The sequence below is a fragment of the Nocardiopsis listeri NBRC 13360 genome, assembly GCF_001570765.1.
GTDB lineage: Bacteria > Actinomycetota > Actinomycetes > Streptosporangiales > Streptosporangiaceae > Nocardiopsis > Nocardiopsis listeri.
On sequence record NZ_BCSH01000008.1, the window covers coordinates 1 to 17,375 of the forward strand.

Here is a 17,375-nt window from a genome sequence, read left to right on the forward strand (position 1 = left end):
GACCACTCCTCCACTCCGCCCCCTCGTACGCGCCGGCCCCGGACCCCTAGCGTTGACGGAAACGGAGTCGACACGAGGGACGGATCGCATGGCATTCCCCCTACGAACGATCGTCGCCCTGACCGGGGTGCTCGGCCTGGTCACCGTGGCCGCCTGCGGCGCGAAAAGCGCCGTCCTGACCGGCGCCGAGGAGGAACCTCCCACGCCGCCCCGGGTGTCCCTGCCCGAACCCACCGGCGAGTACGCGGTGGGCGGCACCGAATTCCACCTTGTGGACGCCGAACGCGAGGACCCGTGGGTCGGCGGCGAGCGGGAACTCATGGTGACGATGTGGTATCCGACCGAGGACGACACAGGGGAGCGTGCGCCCTACCTGACCGATGCGGAGGCCGAGGCGACCGTGGCCGAACTCGGCCGGGACGACCTGCCCGCCGAGTCACTCGTCCAAGTGGACACGCACACCTCACCGAACACCGCCCCCATCGACGAGACCGCTCTGCCGCTGGTGCTCTTCTCCCCCGGTTCCGGCCTCTCCCGGGTGTGGGCGTCGTCACTCGCCACGGAATTGGCCTCGCACGGATTCGCGGTGGCGGGGATCGACCACCGGAACGAGGCCGCCCCGGTGGAGTTCCCCGACGGACTGGTCGAGGAGTGCGCCGGCTGCCAGGCCAAGGACTGGGACCTGGGCGCTCGAACCCGCGCCGCCGACGTCACCTTCCTGCTCGACGAGCTGGAAAGGGGCGAGGTCCTGGAATGGTCACCAGCCCTGGACACCGGGGCCGTGGGCATGATCGGGCACTCCTGGGGAGGCAGCGCGGTCGCCCAGAGCATGTTGGATGAAGATCGGGTGGCCGCCGGAATCAACCTGGACGGGCCCTATTACGCCTCCCAGTTGCAGGGTGAGATCGGCCGACCCTTGGCACTGCTCGCCAACGACCAGGGCAACCCCTGGGAGGGGTGGGACGAACGTTGGGAGGGGCTGACCGGTTGGCGACAGTGGATCCGTGTCACCGACTCGGGTCATTCCAACGCCTTGGACAAAGGCGTGGTCATGGACCGCTTGGGCCTGCGCGACCTCCTCACCCCGGAGCAGTGGCGAGCACAGTTCGGTGATCTGGAACCCGAGCACGGTGTGCGGCTGACGCGCGACTACTCCACCGGGTTCTTCGACCACCACCTTCGTGGCGAAGAGCAACCGATCCTGGACGACCCGCAGAGCGTCCATCCCGAACTGGTCGAGGTGGGCCCGGAGGAGTGAGGCCCTTCTCCACCCGTCGGTGGGGCCGGCACGTCGACCCTGACGTGCCGGCCCCCCACTTTTCCGTTCACTGCCCCGCACCACCTGCGAGAAGCCTCAAAGCCCGATGGGGTACGGCTTTCAACCTTGTGGAATCCGCTTTCCCAAGGGGAGGATAAGGCTGTCCCGCCTCCATGGCGGCCCACCGTGAAGGGAACCCATGACCGATGCCGCCCCCGCCATCGACTCGGCCCTCGCGTGGAACCAGAACGCCGCCCTGCCCATCCGCCTGCTCTCCCGAACAGGTCGAGGCCTACTTCGAGGGGCTGGATCTGTTGGATCCCGGCATCGTCCCCCTCCCGTACCGGCGTCCCGACCCGTCCCGGGTCGGAGAGTTCCCTGAGGCCGCCCAGTACGGAGGCGTGGTCCGCAAGCCCTGACACCCACGGACGAAGCGCACCTGTACCGGCCGGTAGGATGGTCTGTCGGTTCAGATCCCCTTCGACCAGGGAGAACACGTGGGCAGGAAAGGTCGCCGACACGGCACCGACCGGGACGTCCAAGAGTGGGCCGGGCCCTCCCCCGACGACACCCCCATGGAGGTGATCGGCCAAGCCGTCGACGCCATCGTCGGTCGCCGCGAAGGGTTCGGGGTGGACCTCGCCGCGGCCCGACTGGCCGACGTGGAGGACACCCACTGGGCGGGGGCGGCCGCGCGCTCGCTCTTCGACACCCTGCTGTTCGGGGTGGCCGACGCCTGGGCACGTGGTTGGCAACCCGCCGAAACCGTCCGCCACGTGCGGCGTGAAGCGGACTCGTTGGCCGCGGCGGTATGCGCCGACGCCGTCACCGTCGACCTGGAACGCCATTCCCGCGCCACTGTCGACCCTCGATGGACCGAGCAGGTGCGCGACCTCGGTGTGGACCCCGCGCACCTGTCGGAGGAACGGCATCTGGACCACCTGTCCGCCGAACACGGGCTGATGAGGTTCGAGGCGGTCGAGGTGGTGCTGCGGCTACTGGCGATCCTGCGCACCCTTCCGCCGATGCGTCGTCTGGGCCCACCGCCCGGGACGTTTCGGCCCGGTGCCCGGGCCCCGGCAGCCGTGGACCAGGGCCGGTTGCAGCGGGTTCGGGCGTTGCTGGCCAAGGCCGAGTCCACCGAGTTTCCCGAAGAGGCCGAGGCACTGACCGCCCGCGCCCAGGAGATGATGGCCCGACACAGTATCGACCTGGCCCTGGTGGAAGCCGATCCCGAGGAACCGGAGGCCGCATCCGCGCGCAGGCTTCCAGTGGACTCCCCCTACGACGATCACCGCGCCGTGCTGCTCAACGAGGTGGCCGAGGCCAACCACTGTCGGGCCGTGTGGCACCGCGAACTGGGGCTCAGCACCGTGATGGGTTTCCCTGGCGACGTGGAGGCCGTGGACCTGCTCTACACGTCGTTGTTGGTCCAAGCGGAAAAGGCCATGCGGGTGAGCGGATCGGCTCGGGACAGGTCCGGACGCGGAGCGCGCAAGGACTACCGGGCCTCGTTCATGGCGGCGTTCGCCGTGCGGGTCGGGGAACGGCTCACCGAGTCCGCGCGGTCGACCGAGGAAGCGGTCGGCGCCGAGACCGGCACCGACCTGGTTCCGATGTTCGCCGCGCGGGAGGCCGCTGTGGAGGCCGCAGTGGATGAGGCGTTCGGCGCGTTGACCACCTCGCGGGTGCGGGGCCCGGCCGACCCCGACGGGTGGTATGCGGGCAGGGCCGCCGCCGATGCCGCGTCCCTGGGCGCCCGCAGCGGTGTCACCCGCTGAGCCTCTCGGTCCGACCGGGTTCCGGAATGTCCGGGTTCCGGGCCTTCAGGTTCGCCTGCCGGGTGGTGTAGGCGTCCGCGCCCTTGTCCAGTACCCGTACCGTCGGCTGCGCCGACGACCCGAACCGGCCCTTCAACTCGTGGTAGACGGCCTCTTGCAGGGCGTACTTGTCGCGAGCCTCGGTGGCCTGAGTCACCTGGGAGGTGTGGTCGGCCGCCTCGTTGCAGACGTGCAGGGTCGCTTTGAGAGCCTGCGCCTGTTCCGTCGAAGGCAGCAGCTCGACCCGCACCACCGGCTTCATCACCGAACACGCTGACCACCCCTGACCCGGGCAGGGGACCGAATCGGAGAACTCCTCCGCCTTTTTCCGGTCTCCGATGGCCGGGAAGTGCCGGCGGGAGTGTTCCCTCCCGGCTCTGAAAGACCGGGCTTCCACACCCAAGACGCGGTGAACCCGTTCCTGATCCGGGTCCGGCAGGGGCCGGTCGGAGTTCAGGAGGTGCCCGGCGCCGTCCCGGACGGAGCGCTCTCGGGGGCGGCCCCGGCCATCAGCCAGCGGGTGACGCCGACCTCCAGCAGGGATCGGCGCGGGTCGGCTCCGTAGGGCGTGCGGGGATCCCAGCCGTAGCGCTCCTCGAAGGCGGCGAGCACGTCGTCGGGGAAGTCCTCGCGCACGGTCGCCAGGCCCTGGGCCACCACGGGGTGGTCACCATCCTCCAGGGCCAGGCTCACTCGGGGGTCGCGCAGCGCGTTGCGGACCTTGACCGAGCACGTCGAGGCCCCGATCCACCAGCGTTCACGCAGGTGGACGAACCACACGGGCACCAGGTGCGGGGAGCCGTCCGCGCGCAGGGTGCACAGCCAGACGTTGCGGTCGTCCGCCAAGCGTCGCAGGACGCCTCGGGGCGTGGGGACCGGGTTCAGGGTGTCATCGCCGCTCACGGTTCTCCTTCGTTTCGGTCCACCCGAGGAGGCTAGGACCTCGACCCCGGTTCAGGTCAATCGACCACATCCGTGTTCGGGCCGAACCGAGTCAAAACCGCGGGAAAAATTCGACAAAGCACGATTCCCCCCTTGCCACCCGGCGCCCCACGTTCTACAACCACGGGCAAGGTGAATTCTTTCCCGCTACGATGATCGCTGTCTTGGAGAACGGCGTCGATCACGCGACCGGGGCACCACAGGCTCGAGCACACGGTACATGCCGAATTTGCGTTTATCACCTGAACGTCCTTTTCGGGCCTTTTGAGCCACACCGTTCGACCACCGGCACGGATAGCGATGTCCAGCACAGACAAAATCAATGGTGATCCCGTTCCGTCAGGGGCGATCGTCGATTGGCGTCACCGTTTCGCCCTGCTGTGGAGCGGTGTGGCCCTTTCCGGCCTCGGCACCATGACGTTCGGATTGGCCGTCCCACTCCTGGCCCTGTTCCACACGGGCTCCCCCTCCCTGGCCGGGTGGATCGGGGCGGCGGGGATGGTTCCCCGGACCCTGCTGCACATCCCGGTCGGGTTGGTGGTCGACCGACACGATCCCCGCAGCGTCATGGTCGCCGGCCTCATCGGGCGCATCCTGTGCGTGGCCCTGTTCGTCGCCCCCGTCCTGCTACTGGACGCCCCCGTGGTGATCCTCGCCCTCGCCTCGGCCCTGCACGGGGTATGCGCAACCCTGCACTCCACCGCCGGCGCAGCCGCCGTCCCCCATCTGGTCCCACACGAAGAGCTGGCCGGGGCCGCCGCCAAGAACGAGGCGCGCAACGACGCCACCCAGATGCTCGGGCGTCCTCTGGGCGGAGCCCTGTACGGGTTGGCGCATGGTCTGCCCGCGTTGTTCGACGTCCTGGTGTGCCTGCTATCGCTGTGGGCCACGCTGCTGCTTCCCCCCATGCGCCGACAGAGCGCCTCGGCGCGAGGTCGACGAGCCCACCGTGATCGCCGCGACCGCCGACGCGGGTCCAGGGTCGTCGGGTTGACCCGTGAGCTCGCCGGAGGATTCGTCCTGGTACGCGGTGACCGTTTCCTGCTGCTCTCATTGATGGTGTGCACGGTCACCAACGCCCTGTTCCAGGTGGTGTGGCTGGTCATCATGCTGATGACCAGCCAAGAGGGCATCTCACCCTTCGTTCTGGGACTGGTGCTGGCCGCGACCGGGGCGGGCGGCCTGCTCGGCGCCATCGCCGCGCCGTACCTGGTCCGCCGGCTGGACCCGGCCCGCATGGTGCGGGTGTGTACGTGGGCGTGGCTGCTGCTGACCGTGGTGCTGCTGGGCGCGGACCGGGCCGGCCCCGACTGGGCGACGGTGGTCCTGCCGCTGGTCTGGGGCGGGATCGGGTTCGTCGGCGCGCACATGAACGTCACCGTGACCACCTACCACACCACCCACGTCCCCTCCCGAATGTTGGGTCGGCTCACCGGAACCCTGCGGTTCCTCACCGGTGCCGCACTGCCCCTGGGGTTGTTGGTCGGTGGCTACGCGTTGGAACACCTGGGCGTGCACACCACCCTGCTCTTGGTGGTGACCATCACCGGGTCCGTCGCGTTGACCGTCACACTGGTTCCTCAGGTACGGCGGGTACCAAATCGTGCCCGCCCCGCCCGAACACCTCCGCGAGCTCTCGAAGCCCCTCCATCAGCTCACGATGAACCGGCTCCGCTCCCCCATCCGGGTCCGGCCGTGCTTGGACGTGGCCCAGGGTCCGGTCCACCGCGTCCCTGAGCCTGTCGACCGTCTCCTGCTCACTCGTCGGCACCAGGTCGCGCACGCGTTCGACGGCGATCACCGCCTCGTACAGGTGACCTCGGCACTCACGCACCTCTTCGGCCAGGTCGTTCCCACCTTCTCCGGGAGGTCCGAGTCTGCGCAGCGCGCCGATCTGCCGCATGCTCTGGTCGAGCCGGTGTACCCCGTGGCGAACGTCCTCCAGACGTTGTCGGACCTCACGAACGCGGGCTCGCTCGCGTTCGTTCGTCCGTCGTTCCCGCTCCAAGTCGAGATTGTGCCCGGCGCGCCATCGCTCCACCGTCTCGGCCCGCCAGGCGGCCAGGGCCGTGGCACCCAGGGTGCTGGTCGCCGTCACCACGCCGGTGATCAGCGCCACCAGAACGGTCGGATCCACTCCTCACCCTCTCCATCGGTGTCTCTGGGGCGTCTGTTCCTTGGCTTCGACGTCTCGAATCTCATCGCGCGTACGCCGCGCCTCGGAGACGCCACCTCCGCCCCGCAGGGCGCCTTCCAACTCGTCCAAGGCGGCCTCCGGCTGTCCCGCCAGCCACAGCACCTGGCCGATACCGGCCCGCAGACTGGGGTCACCGCGCACACGACCAGTGATGGCGGAGACCAGGTTCAGGGCGCTCGCGCGTTCCCCGCCCAGGAGCCGGCTGCGCGCCTCGGCCACCAGAAGGCGGAGCACCGCGGCACCCTCGCCGACGGACTCCCGGGTTCGGGCCGCCTCTGCGTAGTACTCGGCCGCGACCCGGAGTTCACCTCGTTCGAAGGCCAGGTCGGCAGACAGGGCGGTGAAGAGCGCGTGCGTGCCCGGGCCGGATGCGGGGCGGGACCGCAATGCCTGCGTGGAGTGTTCGGCGGACAGCACGAACTCCCCTCGGGTGCGCGCGCTGATCGCTACGCTCAGCCGGTCCTCCTCGCCCCAGGCGCGCATCTCCTGGGCGTAGGGGGACACGGCCAAGCCCATGAGGGGGCGGATGAGGCGGGGGTGGCGCAAGACCCAGGTGGTGCCCTCGGTATGGGTGGTGACCAGCCGCCGATCCTCCAGGGTGTGGACGATGCCGAGGGGCAGGGGGCCGTTGGGGTCGACGTGCGAGGGGCCGGTCGGGCCTCGATCTCCGCAGACCACGAGTCTGCGCAGCCAGGCCTGTGGGACATCGGGTGGGACCAGGTGTTCGGCCGCCGATTCCTCCAGGAGCTCGGCCAGACGTCCGGTGAGGGCCCGGTCGATCTCGGTGTCGTCTTCGGGGACGAGGGTGGTCTGTTGCTCCGCCGCCTCCTCCCACAGGGTGAGCCCCAGTAACTGCACGAGCGCCGGCTCGACGTCCTTGGTGCGGTGGTCGGGGTGTCCATCAGGGGTACGGACGGTGCGCGCCTCCTCCACCAGCCGCCCGGGCTCCATCGGCCCGATCCGCGATCCCACCGTGGCCAGGCAGCCCGCCACCACGGAACGGGCGGTGTCCGGAGTGAAGGGTCCCAGTGCGACCTCGGCGTGTTCGACCTCCCGTTTGTCGACGAGTCGGCGCAGTTCGTCGAGGTGTCCACTGCGCACGGTCACCAGCAGATGCAGGTCCGCACAGGCTTCCAGGGCGCCGAAGAGTTCCTCCAAAAAGTCCTTGCGCCAGCGCTCGGGTACGTGCGAGCGACGCAGGAGGAGTTCGGTCTGGTCCAATACGGCGAACACGGGGCGGGAACGGCCGTAGCGGTCGGTTTCGGTGCGGGCGCGCAGGAAGTCGATGAGCGAGGTGCCCGGCACGTGGGTGGGGAATGCGTCCGGGCTCCACACCGCCAGTAGGGCTCGGGTGTAGGGGTTCTGGGCGGGTAGCACCGCGGAGGGAAAAACGGGGTCGAAGCGCAGCTCCCCGGTGGGCAGCACCGTGTAGCCCTGGTCGGCCAGGGCGGGAGCCGCCCCGGCCCGCACCAAGGAGGTCTTGCCGACGCCACTGTCGCCGTGCAACACCGTGAGGCGATGCCCGGTCCATGCCCGGGCCACCGCCTCGGTCTCCTCGTCTCGGCCGAGGAAGAGCGGGCGGTCCCGGGCCAGATAGTGGCGCAGCCCGACGAAGGGACCGTGTGCGCGCCCGAGGACGGCTCGTGTCATGGGAGGGCTCCCGGCCGGCGAGAACAAGGACGGTTCTGGCGCGAAACAGCGCTGTCCATAGTGCCACGAACCAGGTTCCCTTTCGAGCCCCGGCGACATTCCTGTGGCTTTCAGGCTGCATCCGACCATGGAACGTGTCCGCGCTTCTCTGGAGAACTTGCCCAACACGAGCGCGACATAATCATGGCTGTCGATCGGGTGACGACAACGGACACGGATGATGTCCGTACCCGTGACCACCATGCCGTTTTCTCATTCCGGGTCGTTGACGAACCCGGCGACCACCTCGACGCCGGCCTCCCTCGGGTCGAGTACCGAGCGCAGGGCCTCCGCGATCACCGAATCCCCGATTCCATCGAGGTCGCGCAGGGACAACCCGCCGACGTCGACCAAGGCGGTGGCGCCGCCGAACTCGTGTTCCGCCATGTCCTTCCCTCCGTGTCACCGTCTTTCGACAGACCACCGTGAAAGGACGGCGGGGACCGCCCTTTCACGTGATCATTCGAACCGGTTGTCGTAGGGAGTTCTTACCACACACCTGTTGCCGACTAACATCATCGCCTACGCTGAGTTTTCACAAGTGATTCCCGATCGACTTCCAACAACACAACACCAGGGTTTTTCCACAGTGTGAGGAATAGGGAGCCTGGTGAGGCCTATGTGAAAACGGAGGACACCGAGTGACCACTTCCCAGGGGCGTTTTCCCGGCCAGGGCAGAAGCCGATTCCCGGAGGTGTGGGGCAGGGTTCCTCCACGCCACAAGAACTTCACCGGACGCACCGAACAACTCAACGAACTACGCGCGGGCCTGCTCAACCAGGTGACCGCGGTCGTACCCACCCCCGAGCCGGTGGTGCCTCGGACCCTTCACGGGTACGGGGGCGTGGGCAAGACGCTCATGGCGGTGGAGTACGCACACCGGTTCCGGGAGGAGTACGACCTGGTGTGGTGGGTGATGGCCGACCAGCCCGGCCTGGTCCGTTCCTCACTGGCCCACTTGGCACCGCATCTGGAACTGCCCGGGCCCGCCGTCACCGGTGTGGAGGAGGCCGCCAACGGGGTCTTGGAGGCGTTGCGCAAGGGCGATCCCTACTCTCGGTGGTTGCTCGTCTTCGACAACGCCGACGAGCCCGAAGAGCTCAACGACGTCATCCCCCAAGGTCCCGGACACGTCCTCATCACCACGCGTAACCACCGGTGGGGCGGGGTCGCCGAGACCGTCCCGGTGAACGTCTTCGCCGAGCACGAGAGCGTGGAGTTCCTCAAAAAGCGCATCCCTCGGGGCATCAGTGGCGACGAGGCCACCGAGCTGGCCGAGGCACTGGGGCATCTGCCCCTGGCCCTGGAACAGGCGGGTGCCCTACAGTCCGAGACCGGGATGTCGGTCGGGGAGTACCTGGGGCTGCTGTCGGAGCGGACCGGCCCTCTGCTCCGGGAGGGCAAGCCGCCCGAATACCCCCAGCCCATGACGGCGGCCTGGCAATTGTCGGTGGCCAAGCTGCAGGAGAACCTGCCCGAGGCGATGGAACTCCTGCGGTGCTGCGCCTTCTTCGGGCCCGAACCGATTCCCCGGGACCTGTTCTTCCCCGTGGACGAGGGCAAGGTGCGCCCGGAGATGGCACAGCTGATGTCCGACCCGATTCGTCTCAGCAAGGCCATCGGCCAGTTGGGCCGGTACGCGTTGGTCCGTCTGGACAACTCCAACCGCACCGTCCAGGTGCACCGACTGATCCAGGCGCTGGTACGCGAGGAACTGGACGAACAGACCCAGGAGGAGATCCGGCTGGAGGTGTGGACGCTGCTCAGCGCCGCGGCTCCCAAGAACTTCACCGACCCCGCCTCTCAGGCCCGCTACCTGGAGCTGCTCTCCCACATGCGTCCGGCGCGGGTCGCCGAGTCGGCCATCCCGCAGGTGCGGGAGTTCGGGTTGGACATGCTCGACTTCCTGTACACCTCGGGCAACTATGAGACCGCGAGCGAGCACGCACAAAGATTCATCGAGAAGTGGAGCGCCGACTCGGGCAACGAGGATCCGCACATACTGCGGGCCCAGGCCAAGTACGCCAACCGGCTGCGCGACCTGGGCAGGTTCACCGAAGCCCAGGACATCAACCGGGCGATCCTTCCCTCGATGACGCGGGTCCTGGGCGCGAACCACTCCGACACGCTGTCGGTGCTCTCCGGTCGCGGCGCCGACTACCGTGCCCGCGGTGACTTCTGGAAGGCCCGCGAACACGACGAGGAGGTACTGCGCCAGTACGAGGGGGCCTTCGGGCCCAACGATCCCGCCACCCTACGGGCTCTGAACAACCTCGCCCTGGACCATGCGTTGACCAGTGACTTCGGCGGCTCCCAGGCCAGGCACGAACGTTCCTACATGTTGTTCAAACGGGTCGGCCCGACCGGCGGCTCACCCGTGCTGCTCTCCTACTGGAACGCGCTGGCACAGGCGGTACGCCTGTCCGGGGACTACACGGAAGCATGTGATCTGGGCGAAGACGCCCTGGCCTACGGTCGCGACCAGTTGGGGGTGGAGGACCCTCGCACCCTGCGCACCCAGGTGGACCTGGCCATCGCCCGCCGCCTGTCCGGTGAGGTCGAGGAAGCCCTCGACCTGGGCCAGGACGCCCATTCCCGTTACCTGCGTCTGCACGGTATCCACCATCCCAGCACCCTGGCCGCGGCGATGTGCCTGGCCAACCTGTGGCGGATGACCGGGGAGCTGGACGGCGCACTGGAACTGGCCGAGGACACCGACCTGCGCTACGCCCAGGCCTACGGTCACGATCACCCCTACAAGCACGGCTGCACCAGCAACGTGGCGCTCCTGTACCGGCTGTTGGGCGACCCGGAGCGGGCCCGATCAATGAACGAGAGCGCGCTGATCGCCTTGGAGGCCCGGCTGGGCCGCAACCACCACTACACGCTGGCCGCCGCCACCAACCTGGCCGGCGACCTGGCGGCGTTGGGCGACACCGACAACGCCGCACGGCTCGGTCAGGGGACACTGCGTCGCTACCGCGAGTTGGTGGGAGAGGAACACCCCAGCAGTTTGGCCTGTGCCTCCAACCTGGTGCTGGACCTGCGAGCCGAGAAGAAGTCGACGGCGGCCAAGGAACTGTCCGACCACACCTACGACGCCTTTGTGCGCGCCCTGGGCCGTGAACACCCCTTCACCGGCGCGTGCGAGGAGAACCATCGTCTGGTCGCCGACTTCGATCCGCCCCTGTTGTGAGGGCCGCACACCAGCGGCAAGGCCTCGTGTGACGACGGGACCTCCGGGCTCAGCCCGAGGTCCCGTTGCGGGCGCGCCACCGGTCCAGGTGGCGACGGGCCGCGTCCCGCGCGGCGCGTTCGGCCGAGTCCGGGACCGGCTCGTTCTGCCATTCCCGCAGGGTGTGGTCGGTCAGGGCGAGAAAGCGCTTACCGTCGGTGGTGAGCCGCCCCGAGTCGGCCAAGACGTGGGCCGCGTCGACCGTGGATCGGCGCCAGTGCGCGAAGTCCACGTGGGCACGGCGAGCCTCCTCGCCTTCGGCGACATGCCGGTAACGGCGCCAGAACCCGGCCACACCCAGATGGGCGTACACACCCTGCAGCAACCCGGATGCGGGACGAGGATCGGGGCGCCAGGGTGCGTAGTAGCGACTCCCGTCCTCGGGCAGGGTCAGGTCGACCAGGTCGAGCAGGGCGGTGAGCTTGGCGTGTTGCACCTCGTGCGCGAAGGTGAGCGCGAACGGCACCGGTCCGGTGGGACGGGACGACCCCAGGTTCCCGAAGGCGTGCCGGGCCGTCGCGCTGGTGTACACCTTGCCGCCCGGCGCGGTGATGGGGGTCAGTGTGGTGACGATGGCCGCCGTCTCCTCCGCGATGGTCCAGTGGTGGTCCACCAGGGACTCCCATGCCTGTTGCAGTGTGCCTCGCCACCAGTGCAGCTCCTCCGCGTCCAGACGCCGAGCGACCAGATCGGTACCGGGCATGCGATCCGGGTCCTGATCGTCAAGGAGCAGTTCGAGCCGCCTACCTCGGTGTTCGGCCGCGAGTCTTCGCAAGGCGTGCCATCCGGGGGCGTCCTCGTGCGGGTCCTCGGGGACCTCCACCACGGACCTGCCCGCCACCCCGATAATGGCCCGTCCGTCGTCGATCTCCACCAGCGCGGAGGGCGCCTCGCCGACCAGGGCACGTCCCAGGGAGGGTAACGGGACGGTCGGGCCGTCCAGGGGAACCTCGACGCGGGCGTCCACGCCGGCGCGCAGGGCCGCTGACACGGCGAGCGCGGACAGCGCCCCGATGCGGGCGGGTTCGGCGCGGTGACCGGCCAGGGCCAAAGCGGTACGGCGCGCCCATACCCCGACGGTGGGGGTGCGCAACACCCGCGCGACCGGGTCGGGCGCGTGTTGTTGGGCGCGGGCCAGCAATTCGTAGGCGTCTCGGGCGCGTACGGCCCCGGGGTGCCCCGTCTGGTTGGCGACGTCCACGACGCGACGCAGCAGGAGCAGGTGCTTGCCGTACTGCGCGGAGCTCAGGTGGGCGGCGGCGGCCCTCCCACCTGATCCTCGGGCCAGGTCGTCGAACAGCGGGGCGGGGACCGGTCCCGGCATCTAGAGTTCCTTCCTGATCCGTGCCACGTCCGCGGCCACGGTCCGGTGGATGTGGGTGATCAGGTGGTAGAGATCGGCGCAGTAGACCGAGGGGTTGAGAAAACCATGGCCGGAGCGGTAACGGTGCGGGTAGAGTCCACCGCCGCACACCTTGGCCAGTGGGCAATCTGCGCAGGTGGGACTCAGGGCACGGGCACCGATCTGGCGGGCGGCCACCGAGGGCAGGTAGAGGGCGTCCTCGAAGGGATGGGTGAAGGTGTGCAAGGGGGTGTGCGCGGCCCCCTCGAAGGCGGACTTGAGACTGTCGACCTGTTCGACGCTCCCGTCGGTCTCCACCACCACCAGCGCGGCCGGTGAGAGCCCGATGCTCTCGGCGCGGGAGGAACCACCCAGGATCAGGCGGATGATCTCGTTGAACATACGGACGTTGGTCTCGCGTTCGGGTGCGCCGTACCAACGGTCGAACACCGCGGCCATCCAGCGACCGTAGTGGGGTTCGGTGGGAGACCAGCCCGGTGGCGGCTCGTCCCAGTGGCCGTGCGGCAGGAGGAAGTCGATACCGGGCGGGTCGTAGCCGATCAGGTGCTCGAAGGTGGCGACCGGATCCGATTCCAGGTCGACGGTGGTGAGCAGTCCGGACAGCAGTCGGCGGTCGCGGGTGTTGAGGCGTTCGATGCCGGCCTGCACTTCGGTGTGGCTGCCGCGTCCGTTGGCCCGGGTGCGGTGCCGGTCGTGGTCCTCGCGCGCACCGTCGATGCTGACACCGACCCGGATACCGAACTCCTCGAACAGGTCAAGGTAGTGCCGGTCGATGAGCACGCCGTTGGTCTGCATGCGCAGGGCGATCTGTACGTCGGGGTCACAGGCCTTGCGCAACGACTCGGCGACATACCTCAGGTGGTCGGGACCGACCAACAGGGGTTCGCCGCCGTGCAGGACGACGTCGACACGGTCACGGCCGTGGGTGCGGGCGTGTTCGGCGATGCGTTCGGCGACCCGGTCGACGGTGGGCTTGGCCATACGTCTGGGTTGGGAGCGCCAACCCTGGTCGGCCATCTCGTACATGTAGCAGTAGTCGCAGGCGAGGTTACAGCGACTGTGGATCTTGAGGATGAACTCGCGAAAGGGCGTGGGACGCCAACCCTGACCGAGAAGTTCGTCGACGTCCATGTCTTCGGGCCATTCGGTGGGTCTTTCCGATCCGACACTCCTTGTCACGCCGGGGGTCCTCCTATGGTGAGGGCACGCGCGAAATACGATTGATCATCGCATTTACCGGAATACGTACTCTCATGGGGTATCCACAAACCTCACCGACGGGTAGTCCATCCACGCCTTCCGGTAGCGCCAACCTGCCCTTTACGTCCGATCCGTCCGGGTTTATCCTGCGACAGCCCGAGACAGTCCCTCGATCGACGAACTTCGCCCCATGGCCGATACCGGCCGGCACTTCGATGATTACCCGACTCCGAAACGCGGTAGCGATCCCTTTCCCACTCACATCCCGAACCAGGATCCTTCGCTACCCTTTCCAGGGTTTTCACCATCTTCGTCATGACGATCCGCGACCGCGAGGAATGGTGGACCCTTCCTCCGCGAACCGGACGACCGTCCGAACAGGCATGCCGGGCGTACGGGGGCGCAGGTTTCCGCGTTTCCCCCTACAAGCCCCCCGCGTGCGGCTAGTCTGATGCCGTTTCGGCCACCCCCGTCACTTTGGGTGAAGACTTAATGACTGAGCGCCTTCGCACCGCCATCTCCGCCTGCATCGACTGGGCGCACACCGTCGAGGAACCTCCCGCCCTGCACATCGAGGCACTGGTACTCCTACTCAGCGCCCACCAGGACACGGGCGCCACCGACCCCGGTGACTGGACCGTGGACGACGTCCACGAGGTGGCGGCCCTGCTCCGTCACCGTGACCGGTTGCCCGAACTGATCCGTGAGACCTGGCTCAGCTGGTGCGACCACCTGGTCACCGACGCACGCCTGGTGTCGACCGAGACCCCGCGCCGGCTGCGCACGGCGATCGAGAAGGTCGACCTGAGTCGACCCGAGCACGCCGAGCCGGTCTCCGAGGCGCCGCTGGAGGTCGCCGCCCCTCTCCTGGAACGCCTGGGGTACGGGGAGACCGAGAACCCCGAACAACCACGCCCCTACCTGCCCATGCCCGTAGCCGACCTGGACATCCGCGCCGAAGCGTGCCCCATCCTGCACCTGGCCGCACGACTGTCCGCGTGGATGGACCCGCAGGCACTGCTTCGCCCCTACACCGAGCACGACGCTCTCGGCGAGAACGACATCACCGAGGCGGCCAGAGCCCTCGGTGTCCCCTCCGGCGAGATCCCGTTCCTGTTCTCCGTCGCCCGCGCCGCGGGCCTGGTGCGCACCGACTATCTGCACGCCCGTCCCGGACCGGCGGCGCACGCGTGGGTGGGAAGGACCCCGGGTGCGGTCGCCGACGCCTGGGCCGATGCCCTGTCCACCATGACCGCCCGGCCCGGGGCCACACCCTTCCTGGTACTCGGCGAACTCTTCCTCACCGGAAGGGCCCTGTCTCCAGGCGAGCTGGTCCACGTGTGCGCCGAACCGAACCCGGAGTCATATCTGCCCCGGGTGTTGGAGGTACTGACCGACCTGGGGGCGGTGACGGCCACCGACGACGGTCGGCACCTGATCACGGGGCTGGGCGATCACTGCGTCGCCCGCCGGCTGAGCGCATGTGGGGTCGAGGTACCCGCCACACCACCGGTCACGGAGTTGAACTCCACCGAACTCCTGGAACTGGCGGCAGCGGCTCGACCGATCGACATCGAACCCCTGCTGGACCAGTGGTCGGCGAGTCGGGAGCCGTCCGAGGCCGCCCGTGAACTTCTCGACGCCGGTTTGGCACCGGGTGATCCCGAGGACTTCGTTCGTTCCATGACCGACCGTCCTCGGGGTGACACCGTCCTGGAATATGCAGGCCAGGATTCGCGCCTGTCCGATGCCGTACGGCGGGCCGACTCCGCAGAGCCCTGTGGTCCCTCGCCGTCGCCCTTCGCCAGAGTCGGTGTGGACCGGTTCGAGGACGAGTCCTGCTTCGGCTTCGCCGATGAGTACGCGTCTACCGAAGACCCCGCCGATGAGTACGCGTCCCCCTACGGGCCAGACGATGGGTACAGGTTCCCTTTCGAAACCGAAGATCAGCCCTACATGGAGTCGAGTCCGCACTGGGAATCGGAGTCGAGCCACTGACCCGCCAGAGCGGAGAAGGTGGGCCCCGCTACGCTCCTCAGACGAACCCACGATGCGCGGGACACACAAGCCTCCTCACCAAGGCCGGCGTTCCGCCAGGGAAACGTCCTGTTCCAGCTGGACGGCCACCTCGAAGAGCAGGCCCTTTCACCTGATTTCTGGGTGTGGAAGCCCGGTCCTTCAGGGCCGGGAGGAAACACCCCCGCCCACCCTTCCCGGCCATCGAAGACCAGGAAAGGCGGAGAAGTTCTCTGATTCGGCCCCATGGCCGGATCAGAGGTGGTTAGCGTATTGGACCATGAAGCTGGTGGCGCGGGTCAAGCTGCTGCCTTCGCCAGAACAGGCACAGGCACTCCAGGCGAACCTGAAAGCCCAGAACCTGGGCCGGAAGGGTTCTGCGCGCCGGGCACGGATCGAGTCCACCCCGATCTGTTTCCGCGCTCATGCGGCCCAACCCTTCGATGATCGGTGTCTGTCCTGGCAGATGGACGCACGCACCGTCTCGATCTGGACGGTGGCCGGGCGGATGAAGAACCTGGGCTTCACCTCTTCGCCGGAGCAGTTGAAGCTGTTGGCCGAGTGCCGCCAGGGTGAGAGCGATCTGACCTGCCAGGACGGGCAGTGGTATCTGTCCGCTACCTGTGAGGTGCCCGAACGGGTGGAGAACCCGGATCCTGCCGGGTGGGTGGGGGTGGATCTGGGGATCGTGGAGATCGCCACCACCTCCACCGGGGACCGGTTCGCCGGACGTCACCTGAACCGGCAGCGCAGGCAACAGAGCCAACTTCGCGCCAAACTCCAGGCCAAGAACACCAAAAGCGCCAAACGCGTCTTGAAGCGCCTGCGCCGCCGGGAGGCACGGCGGGCGCGGGATGTGAACCATCGGATTTCCAAACGCATCGTGGAGCGGGCCGAACGCACCGATCACGGCATCGTCCTTGAAGACCTTCGGGGCATCCGTGGCCGGGTACGGCAGGCCAAATAACAACGCGCCGCGTTGCATGCGTGGAGTTTCGCCCAACTGCGGGACTTCATCGCCTATAAGGCTCGCAGGGTGGGGGTGCCGGTCCTGGTGGTGGATCCGGCCTACACCTCCCAGACCTGCTCGGAGTGCGACCACACCTCCAGACGCAACCGGCCCACCCGGAACCGGTTCGTGTGCCGAAGTTGTGGTGTGGTGTTGCACGCCGATGTGAACGCCGCACGCGACCTCGCCCACCGAGGCGAAGCGGCGTGGATCGCGGGGCGCGAGTCAACCGCCCCCCACCCTCCACATAGGAGGTGTGTTGGACGCGGGAGGAGGGACCCATCCACCAGATGGGCGCCCACCCCCAAGCCCGTGGCTTCAGCCACGGGTAGTTGACCCATACCCGGCCACCGACCGCACGCCGGTCGCCAGCCCCTCGGAGCTCTACCCCGGAGGCAGGCTGATCGCCGGATCGTCCGCGACGTTGAACGGTGCGGTGAAGGGCCCGTACCGGCAGACCTCGCGCGGCCAGGGGCGGACCATGTACTCCCCGTCGTGATCGAGTGTGCCGTGCGGCAGGAGCGGGCCGATCATCATCCCGGTATTCAGCCAGAATGGTCTCGGACCCTGCCTCCACTTTCTCTTCGCTCACTTGACCTGGGACAACAAGGTTATCCACAGGCCTTCTGCGGATTTCTTCGTCTT

The 17,375-nt window shown here is 68.1% G+C and carries 13 protein-coding genes and 1 pseudogene; 7 read left to right on the forward strand and 7 right to left on the reverse strand.

Features of this window, described 5'->3' with window-relative positions; all coding sequences use genetic code 11:
• Positions 1-88: 88 nt before the first annotated feature.
• The 3 genes from NLI01S_RS03335 (at position 89) to NLI01S_RS03340 (ending at position 3,039) form a co-directional block, all read left to right on the forward strand.
• Positions 89-1,258: an alpha/beta hydrolase family protein gene (locus tag NLI01S_RS03335; protein WP_084392277.1), complete on the forward strand. Its 1,170-nt coding sequence runs from the start codon at positions 89-91 to the stop codon at positions 1,256-1,258.
• Positions 1,259-1,464: 206 nt separating this feature from the next.
• The gene (locus NLI01S_RS25020; RefSeq protein ID WP_157090935.1) at positions 1,465-1,677 is read left to right on the forward strand and encodes an SAM-dependent methyltransferase; all 213 of its coding nucleotides are present in this window, start codon (positions 1,465-1,467) and stop codon (positions 1,675-1,677) included.
• Positions 1,678-1,755: 78 nt separating this feature from the next.
• A complete protein-coding gene (locus NLI01S_RS03340) occupies positions 1,756-3,039 on the forward strand; it encodes a DUF2786 domain-containing protein (protein WP_371850600.1) in 1,284 nt (427 codons plus the stop codon).
• Here the strand turns inward: NLI01S_RS03340 and NLI01S_RS03345 are convergent.
• Together NLI01S_RS03345 and NLI01S_RS03350 are read right to left on the reverse strand one after the other, a co-directional pair.
• Positions 3,029-3,340: a hypothetical protein gene (locus NLI01S_RS03345; RefSeq protein ID WP_067598965.1), complete on the reverse strand. Its 312-nt coding sequence runs from the start codon at positions 3,338-3,340 to the stop codon at positions 3,029-3,031. The genes NLI01S_RS03340 and NLI01S_RS03345 overlap by 11 nt on opposite strands.
• 191 nt (positions 3,341-3,531) lie before the next feature.
• Positions 3,532-3,981, reverse strand: coding sequence for a pyridoxamine 5'-phosphate oxidase family protein (locus tag NLI01S_RS03350; protein ID WP_067598968.1), 450 nt, complete (start codon positions 3,979-3,981; stop codon positions 3,532-3,534).
• Positions 3,982-4,320: 339 nt separating this feature from the next.
• Here NLI01S_RS03350 and NLI01S_RS03355 point away from each other — a divergent pair, with 339 nt between their 5' ends.
• Complete coding sequence (locus NLI01S_RS03355) at positions 4,321-5,757, forward strand: MFS transporter (RefSeq protein ID WP_067598972.1); 1,437 nt, start codon at positions 4,321-4,323, stop codon at positions 5,755-5,757.
• A gap of 403 nt (positions 5,758-6,160) precedes the next feature.
• Here NLI01S_RS03355 and NLI01S_RS03360 read toward each other — a convergent pair whose 3' ends face one another.
• Entirely contained in the window at positions 6,161-7,867 is a 1,707-nt protein-coding gene (locus tag NLI01S_RS03360) for an ATP-binding protein (protein ID WP_067598975.1), read from the reverse strand.
• 252 nt (positions 7,868-8,119) lie between these two features.
• Positions 8,120-8,293: an FxSxx-COOH cyclophane-containing RiPP peptide gene (fxsA, locus tag NLI01S_RS25030; protein ID WP_084392278.1), complete on the reverse strand. Its 174-nt coding sequence runs from the start codon at positions 8,291-8,293 to the stop codon at positions 8,120-8,122.
• Between the two features lie 254 nt (positions 8,294-8,547).
• Between fxsA and fxsT the strand changes: the two genes are divergently transcribed.
• Positions 8,548-11,103 carry an FxSxx-COOH system tetratricopeptide repeat protein gene (fxsT, locus tag NLI01S_RS03365; RefSeq protein ID WP_067598978.1) on the forward strand — a complete coding sequence of 852 codons (2,556 nt, stop codon included), beginning with the start codon at positions 8,548-8,550 and terminating at the stop codon, positions 11,101-11,103.
• 49 nt (positions 11,104-11,152) lie between these two features.
• Here fxsT and NLI01S_RS03370 read toward each other — a convergent pair whose 3' ends face one another.
• Together NLI01S_RS03370 and NLI01S_RS03375 are read right to left on the reverse strand one after the other, a co-directional pair.
• Positions 11,153-12,466 (reverse strand): HEXXH motif domain-containing protein, encoded by a 1,314-nt coding sequence (locus NLI01S_RS03370; RefSeq protein ID WP_067598981.1) that lies wholly within the window; start codon positions 12,464-12,466, stop codon positions 11,153-11,155.
• Entirely contained in the window at positions 12,467-13,636 is a 1,170-nt protein-coding gene (locus NLI01S_RS03375) for an FxsB family cyclophane-forming radical SAM/SPASM peptide maturase (RefSeq protein ID WP_067598984.1), read from the reverse strand.
• A 561-nt stretch (positions 13,637-14,197) separates the two neighbouring features.
• Between NLI01S_RS03375 and NLI01S_RS03380 the strand changes: the two genes are divergently transcribed.
• The gene (locus NLI01S_RS03380; protein WP_190318345.1) at positions 14,198-15,703 is read left to right on the forward strand and encodes a hypothetical protein; all 1,506 of its coding nucleotides are present in this window, start codon (positions 14,198-14,200) and stop codon (positions 15,701-15,703) included.
• Between the two features lie 298 nt (positions 15,704-16,001).
• A pseudogene (locus tag NLI01S_RS03385) lies at positions 16,002-16,973 on the forward strand (RNA-guided endonuclease InsQ/TnpB family protein); the annotation flags it as partial.
• A 141-nt stretch (positions 16,974-17,114) separates the two neighbouring features.
• Here NLI01S_RS03385 and NLI01S_RS25550 read toward each other — a convergent pair.
• Positions 17,115-17,264, reverse strand: a complete 150-nt coding sequence (locus NLI01S_RS25550; protein WP_157090936.1) for a hypothetical protein — start codon at positions 17,262-17,264, stop codon at positions 17,115-17,117.
• Between the last annotated feature and the right edge of the window lie 111 nt (positions 17,265-17,375).